This is a genomic window from Mesorhizobium sp. M0833, assembly GCF_040319905.1.
GTDB lineage: Bacteria > Pseudomonadota > Alphaproteobacteria > Rhizobiales > Rhizobiaceae > Mesorhizobium.
The window spans coordinates 20,768-38,201 of the sequence record NZ_JAMYOQ010000035.1; the positions used below are offsets into that span (position 1 = coordinate 20,768).

Genomic DNA, 17,434 nt, shown 5'->3' on the forward strand with positions numbered 1-17,434 from the left:
CAGTTTCAACTTTGCCAAAGCACAAGTGGTGAAAATACGGAAGCGCCGGCGGCGACACCACCTCTGGTCAAATACCCGACCTATGGTAGCTTGCCCTCTCGGACCTGTCCCAAGCCGGCCGTCGAGGGGATCGATCATGCTGTACATTCTTGCACTCCTGATTGGCATCGTTGCCGGGCTTCGCGCTATGACTGCGCCCGCCGCGGTCGCCTGGGGCGCCTGGCTTGGCTGGTTGCCGGTCGCCGGCACCTGGGCGAGCCTCATGGGCCACTGGATCGCCGTCGGCATCTTCACCATCCTGGCCATCGCCGAGCTGGTCACCGACCAGCTGCCATCGACGCCGAGCCGCAAGGTGCCGCAGCAATTCGGCACGCGCATCGTCCTGGGCGCGTTCACCGGCGCGGTGATCGGCGCCACGGACGGCGCCACCATAGGCGGCATGATCGCCGGCGCCGTTGGTGCGGTGATCGGCACGCTGGGCGGCGCCGAGGCGCGCAAACGCCTGGCCACCGCCTTCGGTAAGGACCCGCCCGCCGCCTTCATCGAGGACGCGGTGGCGATCGTCGGCGGGCTTCTGATCGTGGCGGCGGTGGCATGATGGCAAAGGCATTCGACGCCATCATCATCGGTGCCGGGCAGGCCGGCCCACCGCTCGCCGGCCGGCTGAATGCGGCCGGCATGAGCGTGGCGCTGATCGAGCGAAAGCTGGTCGGCGGCACTTGCGTCAACACCGGCTGTACGCCGACCAAAACGATGGTGGCAAGCGCCTATGCCGCGCATCTCGCCCGCTCCGCCGCGGATTATGGCGTGACGCTCTCCGGTCCCGTCAGTGTAAACTACAAGGCGATCAAGGCGCGCAAGGACAAGGTCTCCAACGACGCCCGCGGCAATCTCGAAGACTGGATTGCCGGCATGGACAAATGCACGCTCTATCGCGGCCATGCGCGCTTCGTAAGCGCCAACACGGTGCGCGTCGGCGACGATCTGCTGAGCGCCGAAAAGATATTCCTCAACACCGGCGGGCGCGCCTCGGTGCCCGACCTGCCCGGCATCGACGGCATTTCTTACCTGACCAACTCGTCGATGATGGATCTCGACGAGCTGCCGCGCCATCTCATCGTTGTCGGCGGCAGCTATGTCTCGCTCGAATTCGCGCAGATGTTCCGCCGCTTCGGTTCGGAAGTCACGGTCATCGAAAAGAGCCCGCGGCTGATCGGCCGCGAGGACGAGGACGTCTCGGACGCCATTTTGTCGATCCTCGAAAACGAAGCCATTGCCGTCCATCTCGGCGCCGACGACATCCGCTTCGCCAGGCGAGGCAACGAAATCGCCGTGACCTTCGCGCCAGGCAAGGCGGCTGCGGTCGGCTCGCATGTGCTGCTGGCGCTCGGCCGCACGCCAAACACCGACGATCTCGGCCTCGACAAAGCCGGCGTCGAGGTCGACAAACGCGGCTTCATCGTCGTCGACGACCAGTTGCGCACCAGCGTGCCCGGCATCTGGGCGATGGGCGACTGCAACGGCAAGGGCGCCTTCACCCACACCTCGTACAACGATTACGAGATCGTCGCCGCCAACCTGCTCGACAACGATCCGCGCAAGGTCAGCGACCGCATCGAGGCCTACGCGCTCTATATCGACCCACCACTCGGCCGCTGCGGCATGACCGAGACAGCGGTAAGGAAATCCGGCCGCCGCGCCCTGGTCGGCCAGCGGCCAATGACCCGCGTCAGCCGTGCCGTCGAAAAAGGTGAGACGCAAGGCTTCATGAAGATCCTGGTCGATGCCGACACCAGGGAGATCCTCGGCTGTTCGGTGCTCGGCCCGGGCGGCGACGAGGCGGTGCACTGCGTGCTCGACCTGATGTATGCCAAGGCGCCGGTCAGCACGCTGGCGCGCGCCGTGCACATCCACCCGAACGTCTCGGAGCTTCTGCCGACCATCGCCCAGGAATTGAAGCCGCTGGTGTGAACCGGGTGTATCGCGCGACCCCACGCGCATCCCGCAGGGAGGCTCATTGCGCCCATAGCGCCGCTGGCTGGACCAATCGACAAGCACGCCGGCGACGGGCATGTCTTCCGAACTCTTGACGGAGGGCAGCATGCAGAAGTCCATCGAACGCATCGCCGGCGACAGCGAAGGCGTTTCCTACGAATTCCCCGTCTTCCGCTTCGTCGGGTCGGACAAGACGGCGCCTTCCGCCTATCTGCAGGCGGCGCTTCATGCCGGCGAATTGCCGGGCGTCGTCGCCATCGACACGCTGATACCGATGCTCAGCAAGGCGGAAGCCGAAGGCCGTGTCAGCGGCAATATCACCATCGTGCCCTGGGCCAATCCGATAGGCCGCGCGCAATATCTTTACGGTGACCATCAGGGCCGCTTCCATCTGGGCACGCGCACCAATTTCAATCGCGGCTTTCCGCGGCTCGCCGCGCCCGACGTCGCCCTGCTGCCGACGCACGGCACGGTCGACCAGCGGCTGAAAACGCGGCTGCTGCAGCTCTCCATCGGCCACGACATCGTGCTCGACCTGCATTGCGACGATGAGGGCCTCGCCTATCTTTACGTCCACACCAGCCTGTGGCCGGCCATGGCGGATTGTGCAGCGGCCATGGGCGTGGATGCGGTGATGCTGTGGCACGAAGACGCCGACGGCACCTTCGAAGGCGCCTCGATCATGCCGTATCAGAACGCTCCAGCCGACGTGGCGCGCCTGGACCGGCGCGTCGCCACCACGGTCGAATATCGCGGCGTACTCGATGTTGACGGCGCGCTCGCCGGCGCCGATGCCGAAGGGCTCTACCGGCTGCTGGTGGCGCGCGGCGTCATCCAGGATCAGGCGCTGCCCGCGCCTGGCAGCTTCGTCGGGCCAAGTTGTTTTACCGGTATTGTCGCGCCGCTCGAAAACATCGAGATGATGCCGGCGCCCCGCTCGGGCGCGATCCTCTACGACGTGAAGCCGGGCGACCGCGTCACCAAGGGTGCGCGCCTTGCCACCATCGTCCACGCGCCCGGCGAGCCCGACGGCCGTACGGAAGTGTTGGCGCCGCAGGCGGGCCTCATCCTGACGCGGCGTTCCCGGCGCATCATCCGCGCCGGCGAAGACCTCTTGAAGCTGGTCGGCGACAGGACGAGCGCCGATGCAAGGTCGGGAACGCTGGAGGACTGAGGGCCTTCATTTGAATCCAGTTGCGCGGCCGTCCAATCGCCGCTATGGGAATCGCCATGAATATGCGTTCGATCAAGACCATTTGGTGGTGGGCTCGCTGACAGCGGCCTGTTCGAACGCGTTCGCGTGACAATAGAGGGTGGCCGCAGCGGAATGTCCGGGCGGCCATTTGTTTTTTCAAGCCATTCCCGGGTCCGTTGCCCCAAAAGACGCTGATGGAGACGGCAATGACGACGAAAATTCTGGAGAATGGAGCCGAGCGCTTCGTCACCGCGGGTGGCGTGGCGATCACCCGCCAGCGCCACGACCGGCCGTATGAGGGAGCGATCGATGGCTATGTCGACGGGCTGAATTCGCGCCGCGGCGCTGTGTTTTCCTCGAATTACGAATATCCCGGCCGCTATACGCGCTGGGACACCGCCATCATCGATCCGCCGGTTGTGATCTCGGCACGCGGCCGTGCCATGCGCATCGAGGCGCTGAACCGCCGCGGCGAGGTGCTTTTGCCGGTAATCGGCACGGTGCTTGCCGGCCTTGACGATGTCACGATCGCCGAGACGTCGAACAAACTCGTCCGCCTCGAAGTCGCCAAGCCCGGCCGTGTCTTCACCGAGGAGGAACGCAGCCGCGTTCCCTCCGTCTTCACCGTGCTGCGCGCCATCACCGCCTTGTTCAAGACCGAGGAAGATGCCAATCTCGGCCTCTATGGCGCCTTCGGCTACGACCTCGCCTTCCAGTTCGATCCGGTCGACTACAAGCTCGAGCGCAAGTCAAGCCAACGCGATCTCGTGCTGTTCCTGCCCGACGAGATCCTCGTCGTCGACCACTATTCGACCAAGGCCTGGACCGACCGCTACGACTATTCCGGCGATGGCTTCTCGACCGAAGGCCTGCCGCGCGACGAAATCGTCGAGCCGTTCAGGACCGCCGACCGCATCCCGCCGCGCGGCGACCACGAGCCCGGCGAATATGCCAAGCTGGTGCGCAAGGCGATGAAGAGCTTTGAGCGCGGCGACCTGTTCGAAGTGGTGCCGGGGCAGATGTTCTACGAACGCTGCGAAACCCAGCCCTCCGAGATTTCCCGCAAGCTGAAGAGCATCAACCCTTCGCCCTATTCCTTCTTCATCAATCTCGGCGAGGGCGAATATCTGATCGGCGCCTCGCCGGAAATGTTCGTGCGCGTCAACGGCCGCCGCGTCGAGACCTGCCCGATCTCCGGTACTATCAAGCGCGGCGACGACGCCATCTCCGACAGCGAGCAGATCCTGAAGCTGCTCAACTCGAAGAAGGACGAATCCGAACTCACCATGTGCTCGGACGTCGACCGCAACGACAAGTCGAGGGTCTGCGAGCCGGGCTCGGTGCGCGTCATCGGCCGCCGCCAGATCGAGATGTACTCCCGCCTGATCCACACCGTCGACCACATCGAGGGGCGGCTGCGCGAAGGCATGGACGCCTTCGACGCCTTTCTGTCGCATGCCTGGGCCGTCACCGTCACCGGCGCGCCGAAATTATGGGCAATGCGCTTCATCGAGCAGAACGAGAAGAGCCCGCGCGCCTGGTATGGCGGAGCGATCGGCATGGTCAATTTCAACGGCGACATGAACACCGGCCTGACGCTTCGCACCATCCGCATCAAGGATGGCATCGCCGAAGTGCGCGCCGGCGCCACGCTGCTCTTCGACAGCATTCCCGAGGAAGAAGAAGCCGAAACCGAACTGAAGGCATCCGCCATGCTCTCCGCCATCCGCGACGCCAAATCAGGCAATGCCGCCAGCACCGAACGCAGCACCGCGCGTGTCGGGGACGGCGTCAACATCCTCCTGGTCGACCACGAGGACAGTTTCGTCCATACGCTCGCCAACTATTTCCGCCAGACCGGCGCCAATGTCTCGACGGTGCGCACACCGGTGCCGGACGAGATCTTCGACCGGCTGAAGCCAAACCTGGTCGTGCTGTCGCCCGGTCCCGGCACACCGAAGGACTTCGACTGCGCCGCTACCATCAAGCGGGCCCGTGCACGCGACCTGCCGATCTTCGGCGTCTGCCTCGGGCTGCAGGCGCTGGCCGAGGCCTATGGCGGCGAGCTGCGCCAATTGCACATCCCGATGCACGGCAAGCCGTCGCGCATCCGCGTGTCGAAGCCGGGCATCATCTTCTCCGGCCTGCCCAAGGAGGTGACCGTCGGCCGCTACCATTCGATCTTCGCCGATCCGGTGCGGCTGCCCGATGGTTTTGTCGTCACCGCCGAGACCGAAGACGGCATCATCATGGCCTTCGAGCACCGCAAGGAGCCTATCGCTGCGGTGCAGTTCCACCCGGAGTCGATCATGACGCTCGGCCACAATGCCGGCATGCGCATCATCGAGAACATCGTCGCGCACCTGCCGCGCAAGGCCAAGGAAAAGGCTGCTTAATTTGAGGGCTCAGTGTTGGGATTTCTTCCCCAGTGACCGCGGTGGATAACAAAGCCGCCGCCAGGCAGAAGGTCGCCAGCCTCGCCTTCTGGTCGATCGTCGTCGCCTTCGTCGTGCTCGGCCTGAAGCTGGTGGCCTGGTACGTCACCGGTTCGGTTGCGCTTTATTCGGACGCGCTGGAATCGATCGTCAACGTCATTGCCTCGGCGGCCGCCTATTGGGCGATCCAGGTCAGCTACAAGCCGGCCGACCAGGACCATCCGTTCGGCCACCACAAGGCCGAGTATTTCTCGGCCGTCCTGGAAGGCGTGCTGATCGTGCTTGCCGCGCTGCTCATCCTCAACGAGGTCTGGTGGTCCTGGCAGCATCCCGCCCCGCTCGAACAGCCTTGGACCGGCCTTGCCATTAACGGCGTCGCAACGGTCATCAACGCCGTCTGGGCCTTGACGCTTATCCGCACCGGACGACGTGAAAAATCACCGGCGCTGGTTGCCGACGGCAGGCATATCATGACCGACGTGGCGACCTCGGTCGGTGTGTTCATCGGCCTGGTCGGCGCCGTGCTGACCGGCTGGCAGGTTCTCGATCCGGCTCTTGCGGTGATCGTGGCGCTCAACATTCTGTGGCAGGGCTGGCACGTCATCGGCTCGTCGATGAACGGGCTGATGGACCGCGCCGTCGACACCCAGGAACATATCCGCATCCGCGACATCATCTCGGCCAATTGCAAGGGCGCGCTCGAGGTCCACGACCTGAAGACGCGCATCGCCGGCCGCGCCACCTTCATCGAGTTCCATCTGGTCGTCGACGCCGACATGTCGGTCGGCGCCAGCCACGTCATTTGCGACCGCATCGAAGACGCGCTGAAGGCCGAAATCCCTTCCGTGCGGGTCATCATCCATGTCGAACCCGACGACGAAGCGAAACTGCCCAAGGGCACGACGGCCGTGCCGTTCGCGTGAGGTGGCGTCTCAGAGAAAACATCGCTCAGTCGTGATCCTTCGCGCCCCCCTCTGTCCTGCCGGACATCTCCCCCTCTAGTGGGGAGATTGGATGTCGCTTCGGGCTTCGCCAATCTCCAACGACAAGCGCTGTCGGCGAAGCTGCCGATCTCCCCCCTTGAGGGGGAGATGTCCGGCAGGACAGAGGGGGGCGCTGTCCTGCCGGCATCGCGGTTCTCAAGTGCTCAAAGCCCGCAGGCAGCCTGCTGCATAGGCTGCAGCCGGTAGACCTTGTCGTCGGACATTGTGTCGCCTGCCGCCGCTTTCGAGCACAGATCGACGATCGGCAGGCCGCTGTTCGGGTTGGCCAGCATCATCGTGCCGTTGGCGCCGCGGCGAAGGAAGACCTCCTTTTGCGCGATGTCGCAGGAGGCAACACCCGTCTTCGCGCTCGCCGCGCAGCGCCACTGGTCGCCCTCGCCCTGGCAGTTGTAGACCTGCGTGACCTTGGCCGATTTCTGCCGCGTGGTAACCGAAACGGCGATGTCGGCGCCGCTTGGCCAATTGGCCGGATCGCCCTCCTTGGCGAAAGACGCCAGCTCGACCGGTCCGCGGAAAACCCTGATCGACTGGGTCAGCTGATCGGGATGCGAGCCGAGATGCGCGGCGTCGTAGTCGCGTCCGTAGCAGAAGGCCTGGTCCGGCTTCAGTCGCTCGCGCAATGGCGGGCCAAGGGCCGGGTCGATCGGGTCGATGCGCGCGAACTCCGCCTTGCAGGTGGCGGCTGGCATCGGGTCGAGCCTGAAGCCGTTATCGTCCTTGCCCAGCGCCTGCCTTTCGTACTCCGCCTTGCCGAGCTCGTCTTCCGAGCCGGCGTCGAGATAGAGGTCGGGCTGCACGTCCGAGACAATCAGCCGGCCTTTGTCGTCGACCTTCAGCGAAGCCATGGTGCGATCGCAGTCCATGCCGCAGCGGATCGGGCCGGTCTTGCCGTCCTCCGACTCGTGGCTGCACCAGCCGCCGAGCCATTCAGGCGCCTCGGCGCCGCGCACCGTCGTCGCCATGAAGCCATTGTAGGAGGAATCGATGCCGGTGCTTGGCTCCTCGTTCGGCCGGCTGACCGGATCGCGGCCGTAATAGAAGAAGATGCGCGTCACCTTCTGCTGCGGATGCGACTTGAGATGCGCGGCGTCGTAGACGCGGCCGAAACAGGCGTCCTTGCCGTCGGGGCTGAGCTCGGTGAGTTTGAGCGTGTCATCGGCGAAAGCAGAGCCGGCGACGGCGGCAAGCAAGGCAACCCCGAGCCCGGCGCCCATCATGGTCCCCATTATGGTCCTCGACGTCATGCTACCCCTCCATTGCCCCGACAAGACGTGGCGTCAATTTATGCTAGGATCGCGGCCGAGGCCACGCAATTTGCGCCGGCCGGCCAAATGGGAGATGAAGCCATGCGACGCCGCGATATTTTCCGCGTCGGTCTTGCCGGAGTTGCCGGGCTTTTCGGGCTGCGCCCGATCAAGGCGGCAGCCATTGAAGTCAAGGCCGTCGAAGAGGAAAGGCAAAAGGTCGCCTATCACCTCAGCGACCTCGACAAGGTCAATTTCGTGCTCGGCAACATCAAGAACCACTTCGAAGGCACCGACGGCAATGCCGACATCGCGCTTGTCGTGCACGGCCCGGCACTTGCCGCCTTCAAGTCGAAGGGCATATCCGCCGCCATTTCCGGGCGGTTCGCCGGGCTTGTCCAGGACGGACTCAGCCCGCACGCTTGCGCCAACACCATGCACGGCATGGATATCGGCCTGGCCGACCTGCTCGACGGCTTCCATGCAGCCGACAGGGGCGGCGTCGTCAAGCTCGCCGAATTGCAACGCCAGGGCTACGCCTATCTCAGGCCATAGGGCAATTCCAGGAAAAGTGTGAAAACGGTTTTCCGTCCGGAATTGCGTCAAGACAAAGAGGGAGCGGTCGTGAAACAGTGAACCGCTCTAAACTTTTACGGACTTGAATGCGAGGACTGCGAGGGCCTACGAAGAGCAGGCAGAGTCCCCCGGAGGAATAGACGTGCCAGCCACCACCACCCTTGTCAGCCCCTCTCTGGTCATCCCCGACCTTGCCGGAAAGGCGGTGCTGGTCACCGGCGCCTCGACCGGCATCGGCGCGGCGCTTGCACTTGCCTACGCCGCGCAGAAATGCCGCGTCGCGCTGCACTACAATTCGAGCCGTACGGCTGCCGAAAACCTGGCCGCGACCATTCGCAACGGCGGCGGCGACGTGTTCCTCGCCCAGGGCGATTTCTCGATCCCTGCCGATGTCGAGCGCGTTGTCGAGGACAGTGCGCAACATTTCGGCCGGCTCGACGGCCTCGTCAACAATGCCGGCGGCATGCTCGGCCGCGTGCCCTATGCCGAGCAGACCGAGGCGCATTACGACGCGGTGATGGACCTCAACGCGCGCTCCGTGCTGACAGCTTCGCGCAAGGCGATCCCATGGCTGAAGCGGCAGGGCGGCTTCATCGTCAACACCTCCTCGATCGCCGCACGCAACGGCGCCGGTGGCGGCGCCGGCCTTTACGGCTCGGCCAAGGCCTTCGTCTCCAACGTCACGCGCGGCATGGCCAAGGAGCTGATCGGCTTCAACATCCGCGTCAACGCAGTGGCGCCCGGCACTATCGCCACCCCTTTCCACGAACGCTACTCGACCGACGACCAGATGAAAGGCATGATCGCCACCATCCCGCAGGGCCGCGCCGGCACGGCCGAGGACTGCGTCGGCGCCTATCTGTTCCTCTCCTCCGATCTGTTGAGCGGCTACATCACCGGCCAGGTGATCGAGGTCAATGGCGGGCAGTTGATGCCGTAGACGGCGAACTGCATACTCGTGGTTGCGTCATCTCAACGGAGCAAAGCGAATGTACGGACTGATCGGCAAGATGCGGGCGATGCGCGGCCAGCGTGACGCAATGATGGATATCCTGCTCGCCAGCACCGGCGCCATGCCCGGCTGCCTGAACTACATCATTGCCACCGACCCGGCCGATGCCGACGCGATCTGGGTGACCGAAGTGTGGACCGACGCCGAAAGCCACAAAGCTTCGCTGCAGCTGCCCGAAGTCCAGGCGGCAATCGCCAAGGCACGGCCGATCATCGCCGGGTTCGAGTTCCAGGTGGAGACGCATCCTGTTGGCGGGTTCGGCTTGCCAGTGAAGGCGGAATAGAGGGAGAGGCCGGCGGGACAGCGCCCCCCTCTGGCCTGCCGGCCATCTCCTAGTGCAGTCGTCACCCAAGGCCAACCCCGCAAAAAGGGTTCGCATTTTTTCGCGGCCGGTCTAAGAGCCCATCTATGGATTCTTCCCCGAACCCGCCGGCCATCGAGCACCTGGCGCGGATCCACAAGGCCTGGCAGTGGCCGGTCCTGGTGGTGGTCTCGGTGCTGTTTGCCGGCGCGCTGGAACTCGCCGCCCTGCCGGCCGCGCTCTTGATCGGACCGATGCTGGCGGCCATCGTCGCCGGCACCAACGGCGCCACGGTGCGCGTGCCGCGGGTTCTGTTCGGCTCAGCCCAGGCGATCGTCGGCTGCCTGGTCGCCAGTTCCATCTCGGCCGATATCTTTCCCGTCTTCTACAAGGAATGGCCGCTGTTCCTTGGCGTCGTGATGGCGACGGTCGCGGCATCCAGCCTGCTCGGCTGGCTGATCAGCCGCTGGCGCATCCTGCCCGGCACCACCGCGGTCTGGGGCTCGTCGCCGGGCGCCGCCACCGCCATGGTGCTGATGGCCGGTGCCTTCGGCGCCGACCAGCGCCTCGTCGCCTTCATGCTTTATCTGCGCGTCATCTGCGTCTCGATGACGGCAGCCCTGGTGGCCAAGCTCTGGGTCGACACCTCGGGCATCGAGGTGCCGGCCATCGTCTGGTTCCCACCGGTCGACCCGCAAGGCTTAGCCGCGACTTTCGGCGTGGCGCTGGTTGGCGGCCTCGCCGGCAAGATTTTCCGGCTGCCGTCGCCGTTCTTCCTCGGCACCTTCATTTTCGGCACTGTGATCCATCTTGGGCTCGGCGTGACCATGCAGTTGCCGCCCTGGCTGCTTGCCTTGAGCTATACGACGATCGGCTGGAGCATCGGCCTGAATTTCACCAGGGCCATTTTGCGCCACGCGGCCCGCGCGCTGCCGCAGATCGTCGGCTCGATCATTGCCCTGATCGGCTTTTGCGGCGGCCTCGCCTTCCTGATCAGCCGCCTGCTCGGCATCGATCCGCTGACCGCCTATCTGGCAACCAGCCCGGGCGGCATGGACAGCGTCGCCATCATCGCCGCCGCCGCGCAGCATGTCGACATCTCCTTCGTCATGGCGCTGCAATCGGCACGCTTCCTGATCGTGCTTCTGGTCGGCCCAAGCGTGGCGCGGCTGGTGGCGAGAAGCCTGCGGGAGTAAAGACCAGCTGGGCTGCGTCAGCTGATCACCAGGCTCGATATACGCTCGCCATCCAGCGTGAAGACCATATCGCCCTCGCCGTTGAAACCGTTGCCTTCGACGGCGATGCGAACCCGGCAGGTGCCGTCCGCTGCTGCGATGCCGAGGATGCTGAACCTGGACTGCACGCCGATATTGTCCGACTGGTTCCAGCGCGCAATCTGCTCGCGGCCCCGGAACGACCGGCCCCAGTCGCTCAGAAAGGCATCCGGCGTGAAACTGTCCAGGAAGGCTTCGGTGTCGCTGGCATTGGTGGCTTCGACAAAGCGGCGGATGGGATCGGGCGTGTCCATGTCTTTCCTCCTGGACCGGATTCCGGTGCTCTGGAAGGAGCGGCCGGATGGGACGATAGGGTAGTCCTCGAAGCATGACGCCGAAAATAAAAAACCCGCCTCGGGAGGCGGGTCGTTGGAGCCAATTAGCACCATACCCAGATTAGTAGCATAGCTGCCGGCACAAAGCAAGAACAAAATGTGGCTACCCCGGACAATCGCGACAGGTTTGCGCCGCCCTGCGTGAAGGGCAGCGCCGGCATCGGTCATCCGCTTGATTGATTTCTCTGGCATCGAGAAGCCCCAAGCCGACGGCGCGTGCTCCCACTTGCCTCGCTTTGCCCGCTCCTGTATGAAAACCGCCATGAGCCCGCGCGCCACCTCTTTTGCGTCCCGTCCGACCGGCATTGCCGGCCAGACCGTTCGCGCGCTTGCCTCCACCCTGCTGCTTCTCGGCCTTATCGGCGATCGCCGGGTTCGCTGAAGGAGCGCCCGGCGGTCGAATTCGCCGCTCACGCGCACGCTCCTTGGCCAGTCTGCAAATTGGCACGTCACATCAAGCGAACGAAATTCTGGTAAAGGCGCCGCTCGCCACCAATCCGCCTGAAGCTGGATCCGCGAGCCGCCGGGAGAAAAGACGATGAACGCACGAGAAGATATCCGTCTGAACGTAGAGGAAACCACCAAGCCCGCGAGGGGCATGCCGGACGCTGCCCGCAAATACCAACCCTATCCGACCGTCGGCCTTGCCGATCGCACCTGGCCTTCGAAAGTGATCGACAAGGCGCCGATCTGGTGCTCGGTCGACCTGCGCGACGGCAACCAGGCGCTGATCGATCCGATGGGCCAGGAACGCAAGGCGCGCATGTTCGCCCTGCTGCTCGACATGGGCTTCAAGGAGATCGAGATCGGCTTCCCGTCGGCCTCGCAGACAGATTTCGATTTCGCCCGCTGGTGCATCGAACAAGGCAACGTGCCCGCCGACGTCTCGCTGCAGGTGCTGGTACAGTGCCGGCCGGAACTGATCACCCGCACTTTCGAGGCGCTGAAGGGCGCCACCAACCCTATCGTCCATTTCTATAACTCGACCAGCGAGCTGCAGCGCCGCGTCGTCTTCGAGAAGGACGTCGCCGGCATCAAGCGGATCGCTACCGATGCGGCCAAGATGATCACGGACATGGCGGCGAAGGCCGGCGGCGGCTACCGTTTCGAATACTCGCCGGAGAGCTTTACCGGCACCGAGCTCGAAGTGGCGCTGGAGATCTGCAACGCGGTCACCGAGATCGTCAGGCCGACGGCGGAAAACAAGCTGATCATCAACCTGCCCTCCACGGTCGAGATGTCGACGCCCAACATCTATGCAGACCGCATCGAATGGATGTGCCGCAATCTCGACAATCGCGAGAACCTTTTGATCTCGCTGCACCCGCACAATGACCGCGGCACCGGCATCGCCACCACCGAACTCGGCCTGATGGCGGGCGCCGACCGCGTCGAAGGCACGCTGTTCGGCAATGGCGAGCGCACCGGCAATGTCGACATCGTCACGCTGGCGCTCAACATGTACACGCAAGGCGTCGATCCCAAGCTCGACTGCTCCGACATCAACCGCATGAAGGACGTCTACGAATACTCCAACCAGCTGAAGATCCCCGAGCGCCATCCCTATGTCGGCGAGCTCGTCTACACCGCCTTTTCCGGCTCGCACCAGGACGCCATCAACAAGGGCATGAAGGCGCTGCGCAAAGCCAACACGCCGCACTGGGAGGTGCCCTACCTGCCGATCGACCCGGCCGATGTCGGCCGCAGCTATGAAGCCATCATCCGCATCAACTCGCAGTCCGGCAAGGGCGGCATCGCCTATGTGCTGCATGCGGATTACGGCCTCAACCTGCCGCGCAACCTGCAGATCGAGTTCAGCCAGGCCATCCAGGCGATCACCGACGCCGAAGGCAAGGAAGTGCCGGCCAGGCGCATCTACGAGCGCTTTCTCGACACCTATGTCGACCAGCCCGGCGCGCGGCTGAAGTTCCTCGACCACCACACCTACCCCGACACCGAGGTCAAGGGCCGGCGCGTGGTCGAGGCGGTGATCCTCGACAAAGGCAAGGAGGTGACCATATCAGGCACCGGCACCGGCCCGATCGACGGCTTCGTCGATGCGCTGTCGCGCCATGTCGGGGTGCCGATGTCGGTGCTGGATTATTCCGAGCATTCCATGCAGCGCGGCTCGAATGCCTCGGCCATTTCCTATGTCGAGATGGAATATCCGGGCGGCAAGCTGTTCGGCGCTGGCATCAACACCAACATCGTCGCCGCCTCGCTCGAAGCCGTGGTTTCGGCCGCCAACCGCATCGTCGGCCGAAAGCTCGGCTAGCCGAGACTGCCAGACTCGCGCCATCGGCCCACCGGACTTTTATCCGGTGGGTACGCTATCGCACCATAAGCACACGCTTGTAAGGCGCCGCCAGCGCTATATGATTGTACCTCAACCTGTGCCGAATTCGAAGGGATCGACACTTGCAGCATACCACGCCTGCCGCCCCCGCAGTGCGCGAAACGCTGGAGCGATTGCTTGCCAGCGAAACGTTCGGACGATCCGAGCGCGCGCGCAAGCTGCTCCGCTACCTCGTCGAGCGCGAGCAGGCAGGCGAAGCCGACCGGCTCAAGGGCTTCTCCATAGCGATGGACGTCTTCGGCAAGGACGGCGATTTCGATCCGTCGACCGATGCGGTGGTGCGGGTGCAGGCCGGCAGGCTGCGCGAGCTTCTGCAGCAGTATTTCGCCAATGAGGGCGTTGCCGAACCGGTCCGCATCGCCATTCCGCGCGGCGGCTATGTTCCATCCTACGAACTCAATGCCATTCGCTTGCCGGCGGAGGTGGAGGCAAAGAGCAAGCCGCAGCCAGCGACAGAGGAGGCGGCGACAACCGCCCCGCCCGGATCGCTGGAGGACGCCCGCAACCGGGCACATCCGGCTGCATTGCTGAGCGTTCCAGCCGTCGCCCCTGCTGCACCTTCGCTGCAGCGCCATTTGCAGTTCTTCTGGCTGGCGATCGCGCTGGTCATCCTCATGCTGGGTGTGCTGATCCTTCGCCAGGGCAGCGTGGTGTTGCTGACCGGCGGCGACACGGCGGTCGAGACCGCGGTGGCGACCGCCAGCATTGCAGCGCCTCCGGTTGAAAACCTTCCCCAGGTCTACATCGCCATCAAGGCCGACAGCGACGTGGCTCGCCGTGTCGCCGCATCGCTGCGCGCCGGCCTTAGCGGCTTCGACACCGTCAATTTCATCGGCCGTGATGCCGACAGCCCGCCCGATCCAGTTACCGACGCCGCCAGCTTCGTATTCGATGTCCTGCCCGGGCCGCGCAGCGGCGACATCATGCTCGAGCTGCAAAGCGTGGCGACCGGCCGCGTGCTGCTGTCACGCAACCTGACCGCCGGCGACAGCGCGAACACCGCCATCGAGGACCAGATCTCCGGCATTTTGAGCTCGGCTCTGCCCGCCTCGGGCACGATCTACAACTACATCGAGCAGAGCGGCATCCAGACCGGGCTGACGGCGTGCCTGGTGCTCAACGGCAAATATTATCTCGACCAGAACGCCCAGACGCACGAAGCCGCCTACCGCTGCCTCGAAGATCTTGCCAACGCGAAGGCGAAGTCGTCGCTCGTCTATTCGGAACTCGCGTCCCTGCATCTTGAAGCGGTCACCGACCACTATCCCTACCCCGCCGACGCGACGATCGAAAAAGCGATGACGTTTGCCCATCGCGCCATCCAGATGGGCCCGACCAGCCCCTACGCGCACCGCGCCCTTGGTTATCTCAACTCGCGCATGGGCGATTCCGCGGAATCGATCCGCTGGATGCGCAAGGCCTATGAGCTCAATCCCTATGATCTCGCAATGGCCGCCGCCTATGGCTACGGGCTGGTTTTCGCCGGCAGGTACAGCGAGGGCACCCCGATCATCGCTCACGCCGTGGACATCGCCAGCGCCCATCCGACATGGTGGGATTACGGGCTGTTCGCCGGAGAGTTCATGATGGGCGACATGAACAAGGCGACGCTTGCCGGCGACGGCTTGCGAACGACGGAAATGAAATCGCATTATCTGGCAGCGCGGCTGATCGGCGCCAAGGCTGCCGGCCGCGAGAAGCTGGCGAGCAGGCTGCTGCAGGAACTCACTACCAAATTCCCGAAATTCGCAGCCGATCCGCGCGCAACCTTCGTCGAGCGAAGATATCCCGCCGATCTGACCAACCGGCTGGTGGAAGCCCTGCGCGCCGCCGGGCTTGGCGGCGCCAGCTGACGTCTCCCGGCGCGTGCACGACGTCAGCTGATCGCGAAGATTTTACTGGCCATCCGGACGGCCAAAGCGCAATTCAGACACAATTTGAACCGGCCAATCTGATCCCACATAGGTCTGATCGCGCATAAGACTGATCTCCGCATAAGTCTGACCTCCCACAAAGACTGATCCGCATAAGACCGCCCCCGGCATCCTGACTGATCCCGGCACCAAGCCATAAAGTTTGCATGACCCCATCCCTGTACGCCGCCGAACGGGGCACCGGCCCGACAATCATCGCCTTGCTGCATGGTTTCGGTGGCTGCCACGACGACTGGCGCGAGGTGGCCGCGTCCCTGGCACTCGGCGCGCGGACGTTGGCCTATGATCTGCCGGGGCATGGGCTGTCACTCGATTTTCCGGGCGGCGGTCCGGCCAGGATTGCAGCCAGTGCCGTCCTTGCGGATTTTTCCGCTCGCGGGATTAAGCGGGCCCATCTCGTCGGCCACTCGATGGGCGGCGCCGTGGCCGCCCTGATGGCATTGAACGAGCCGGAAAAAATAGCCTCGCTGACGCTGCTGGCGCCGGGCGGTTTCGGTCCTGAGATCAATGGTCCGCTGCTGCGTCGTTACGCCGCCGCTGCCGGCACGGATGAAATCCGCGCCTGTCTTGCCGCCATGTCGGGACCACAAAGCCGACCTTCGCAGCATAGGGTCGATCTCGTCAACGAGATGCGGCAGCGTCCCGGCCAGCTACGGACACTTGTCGAGCTCGGGGCCGCCATGACCAGGGATGATCGGCAAGGCGTCATCCCAAGCGAGCGGCTTGAAACGCTGAATATGCCAATCATGGTGGTTTGGGGAACCGACGACGCGATGCTGCCCGTCAGCCAGGCGGACGGCCTGCCGAAGCATTTTCATCTGCACCACGTGCTGGAAGCCGGCCATATGCTGGTCGAGGAAGCGCCCGGCCTGGTCGTCGAGGCTGTCCGTCGCAACATGCGGCGCCGCAGCAGGCGGCCTCGTCCAGAATTGGCTGCGGCGGCGAGCTGATCCGTCCTGGCGCGGGACGGCCGCGGCGCTGGTGCTCCTTCCACCGAACCCTTGCCGGCCCGTCGATCTGGCAAGTGCATTTTGCCGGCGGCTGTGTTAATTCGGTGTTAACCAAACCCGCGAGGCAACGCCGATGAAGGACGCAGGCGAGAACATCACCCAGATCGATCAGTCGCGAAAACTGTCCGATGCCATTCGCGACGTCAAGAACGCCTTCGCCGACCGCGACGATGTCGTCGTCGACATGCGCGAAGCGCATCGCATGCGGCTCGATCTGCTTGCCGCCGAACTCGCACCGGTCTTCGGCGACGTGCCCACCGACATGGACAGTTTCGACTTCGCCGTCTCGTCCGGCCTGCAGCCACGGCTGTGGATCGACGCCGTCAGCCATGTCGCCATGGGACGCGACCGCCGCACCTACCGCTTTCTCAAGGACACGCGCATCGGCCGCGTCGTCCTTGCCGAATCGACCGACATGAAGGTCGTTGCCGACCAGGTGACGCGCTATGTCGCCGAGCGCGTTGTCGAGCGCCAGAGAATGATGGAAGGCGGCATCGAGCAAGCCGTCGCCGGCCTCAAACGCGCCCTGGTGGCGGAGGCCGAGCCGCCGCTGCAGATCGCCGCGCGCAGCAACGGCTGGTCGGCGTTCTTTTCCGGCCTCGGCCTGATCGCCGCCGGCGCCCTGGTCGGCCTGGCGATTTCGCTCGTACTGTTCTGGGACCGCATCGTCGCGATGAAAATCAGCTTCTAAAGCGGTTCAGCGTTTCACCGAAATGCTGAACGGCTCTATCTCTTTGTTCTGACGCAATTCCGAAAAACCGCT

The 17,434-nt window shown here is 64.3% G+C and carries 15 protein-coding genes; 13 read left to right on the top strand and 2 right to left on the bottom strand.

Translation table 11 applies throughout. The features are described 5' to 3' along the window. Window positions 1-136: 136 nt before the first annotated feature. The 5 genes from NKH98_RS27630 to NKH98_RS27650 all read left to right on the top strand — a co-directional run bounded on the left by NKH98_RS27630 (window position 137) and on the right by NKH98_RS27650 (window position 6,548). Window positions 137-598 (top strand): DUF4126 domain-containing protein, encoded by a 462-nt coding sequence (locus NKH98_RS27630; RefSeq protein WP_352903338.1) that lies wholly within the window; start codon window positions 137-139, stop codon window positions 596-598. Continuing rightward, the gene (locus NKH98_RS27635; protein ID WP_352903340.1) at window positions 595-1,971 is read left to right on the top strand and encodes an FAD-containing oxidoreductase; all 1,377 of its coding nucleotides are present in this window, start codon (window positions 595-597) and stop codon (window positions 1,969-1,971) included. The genes NKH98_RS27630 and NKH98_RS27635 overlap by 4 nt, the downstream gene beginning before the upstream one ends. Window positions 1,972-2,101: 130 nt before the next feature. Beyond that, on the top strand, window positions 2,102-3,169 hold the full coding sequence (locus tag NKH98_RS27640; protein ID WP_352646652.1) for a M14 family metallopeptidase: 1,068 nt from the start codon (window positions 2,102-2,104) through the stop codon (window positions 3,167-3,169). Between the two features lie 227 nt (window positions 3,170-3,396). Further along, a complete protein-coding gene (locus NKH98_RS27645) occupies window positions 3,397-5,586 on the top strand; it encodes an anthranilate synthase (protein ID WP_352903342.1) in 2,190 nt (729 codons plus the stop codon). A 32-nt stretch (window positions 5,587-5,618) separates the two neighbouring features. Next, window positions 5,619-6,548 carry a cation diffusion facilitator family transporter gene (locus NKH98_RS27650; protein ID WP_502894339.1) on the top strand — a complete coding sequence of 310 codons (930 nt, stop codon included), beginning with the start codon at window positions 5,619-5,621 and terminating at the stop codon, window positions 6,546-6,548. 224 nt (window positions 6,549-6,772) lie between these two features. On the opposite strand, the gene NKH98_RS27655 is transcribed toward NKH98_RS27650, so the two are convergent. Next, the gene (locus NKH98_RS27655; RefSeq protein ID WP_352903344.1) at window positions 6,773-7,873 is read right to left on the bottom strand and encodes a hypothetical protein; all 1,101 of its coding nucleotides are present in this window, start codon (window positions 7,871-7,873) and stop codon (window positions 6,773-6,775) included. Window positions 7,874-7,975: 102 nt separating this feature from the next. On the opposite strand from NKH98_RS27655, the gene NKH98_RS27660 reads away from it, so the two are divergent. The 4 genes from NKH98_RS27660 to NKH98_RS27675 all read left to right on the top strand — a co-directional run bounded on the left by NKH98_RS27660 (window position 7,976) and on the right by NKH98_RS27675 (window position 10,958). After that, a complete protein-coding gene (locus NKH98_RS27660) occupies window positions 7,976-8,428 on the top strand; it encodes a DsrE family protein (protein ID WP_352651062.1) in 453 nt (150 codons plus the stop codon). A 163-nt stretch (window positions 8,429-8,591) separates the two neighbouring features. Continuing rightward, complete coding sequence (locus tag NKH98_RS27665; RefSeq protein ID WP_352690897.1) at window positions 8,592-9,389, top strand: SDR family NAD(P)-dependent oxidoreductase; 798 nt, start codon at window positions 8,592-8,594, stop codon at window positions 9,387-9,389. 49 nt (window positions 9,390-9,438) lie between these two features. Then, window positions 9,439-9,744, top strand: coding sequence for a putative quinol monooxygenase (locus tag NKH98_RS27670; protein WP_352508987.1), 306 nt, complete (start codon window positions 9,439-9,441; stop codon window positions 9,742-9,744). A 125-nt stretch (window positions 9,745-9,869) separates the two neighbouring features. Beyond that, window positions 9,870-10,958: an AbrB family transcriptional regulator gene (locus tag NKH98_RS27675; RefSeq protein WP_352651064.1), complete on the top strand. Its 1,089-nt coding sequence runs from the start codon at window positions 9,870-9,872 to the stop codon at window positions 10,956-10,958. A gap of 17 nt (window positions 10,959-10,975) precedes the next feature. Here NKH98_RS27675 and NKH98_RS27680 read toward each other — a convergent pair whose 3' ends face one another. Then, window positions 10,976-11,290, bottom strand: coding sequence for a nuclear transport factor 2 family protein (locus tag NKH98_RS27680; RefSeq protein WP_352651066.1), 315 nt, complete (start codon window positions 11,288-11,290; stop codon window positions 10,976-10,978). A 619-nt stretch (window positions 11,291-11,909) separates the two neighbouring features. Between NKH98_RS27680 and leuA the strand changes: the two genes are divergently transcribed. From leuA to NKH98_RS27700, 4 genes are all read left to right on the top strand, one after another. Next, complete coding sequence (leuA, locus tag NKH98_RS27685; protein ID WP_352651092.1) at window positions 11,910-13,646, top strand: 2-isopropylmalate synthase; 1,737 nt, start codon at window positions 11,910-11,912, stop codon at window positions 13,644-13,646. A 143-nt stretch (window positions 13,647-13,789) separates the two neighbouring features. Then, window positions 13,790-15,580, top strand: coding sequence for a tetratricopeptide repeat protein (locus NKH98_RS27690; protein WP_352903347.1), 1,791 nt, complete (start codon window positions 13,790-13,792; stop codon window positions 15,578-15,580). Between the two features lie 227 nt (window positions 15,581-15,807). Next, entirely contained in the window at window positions 15,808-16,611 is an 804-nt protein-coding gene (locus tag NKH98_RS27695) for an alpha/beta fold hydrolase (RefSeq protein ID WP_352903349.1), read from the top strand. Between the two features lie 133 nt (window positions 16,612-16,744). After that, on the top strand, window positions 16,745-17,362 hold the full coding sequence (locus NKH98_RS27700; protein ID WP_254819130.1) for a hypothetical protein: 618 nt from the start codon (window positions 16,745-16,747) through the stop codon (window positions 17,360-17,362). The last annotated feature ends 72 nt before the right edge of the window (window positions 17,363-17,434 follow it).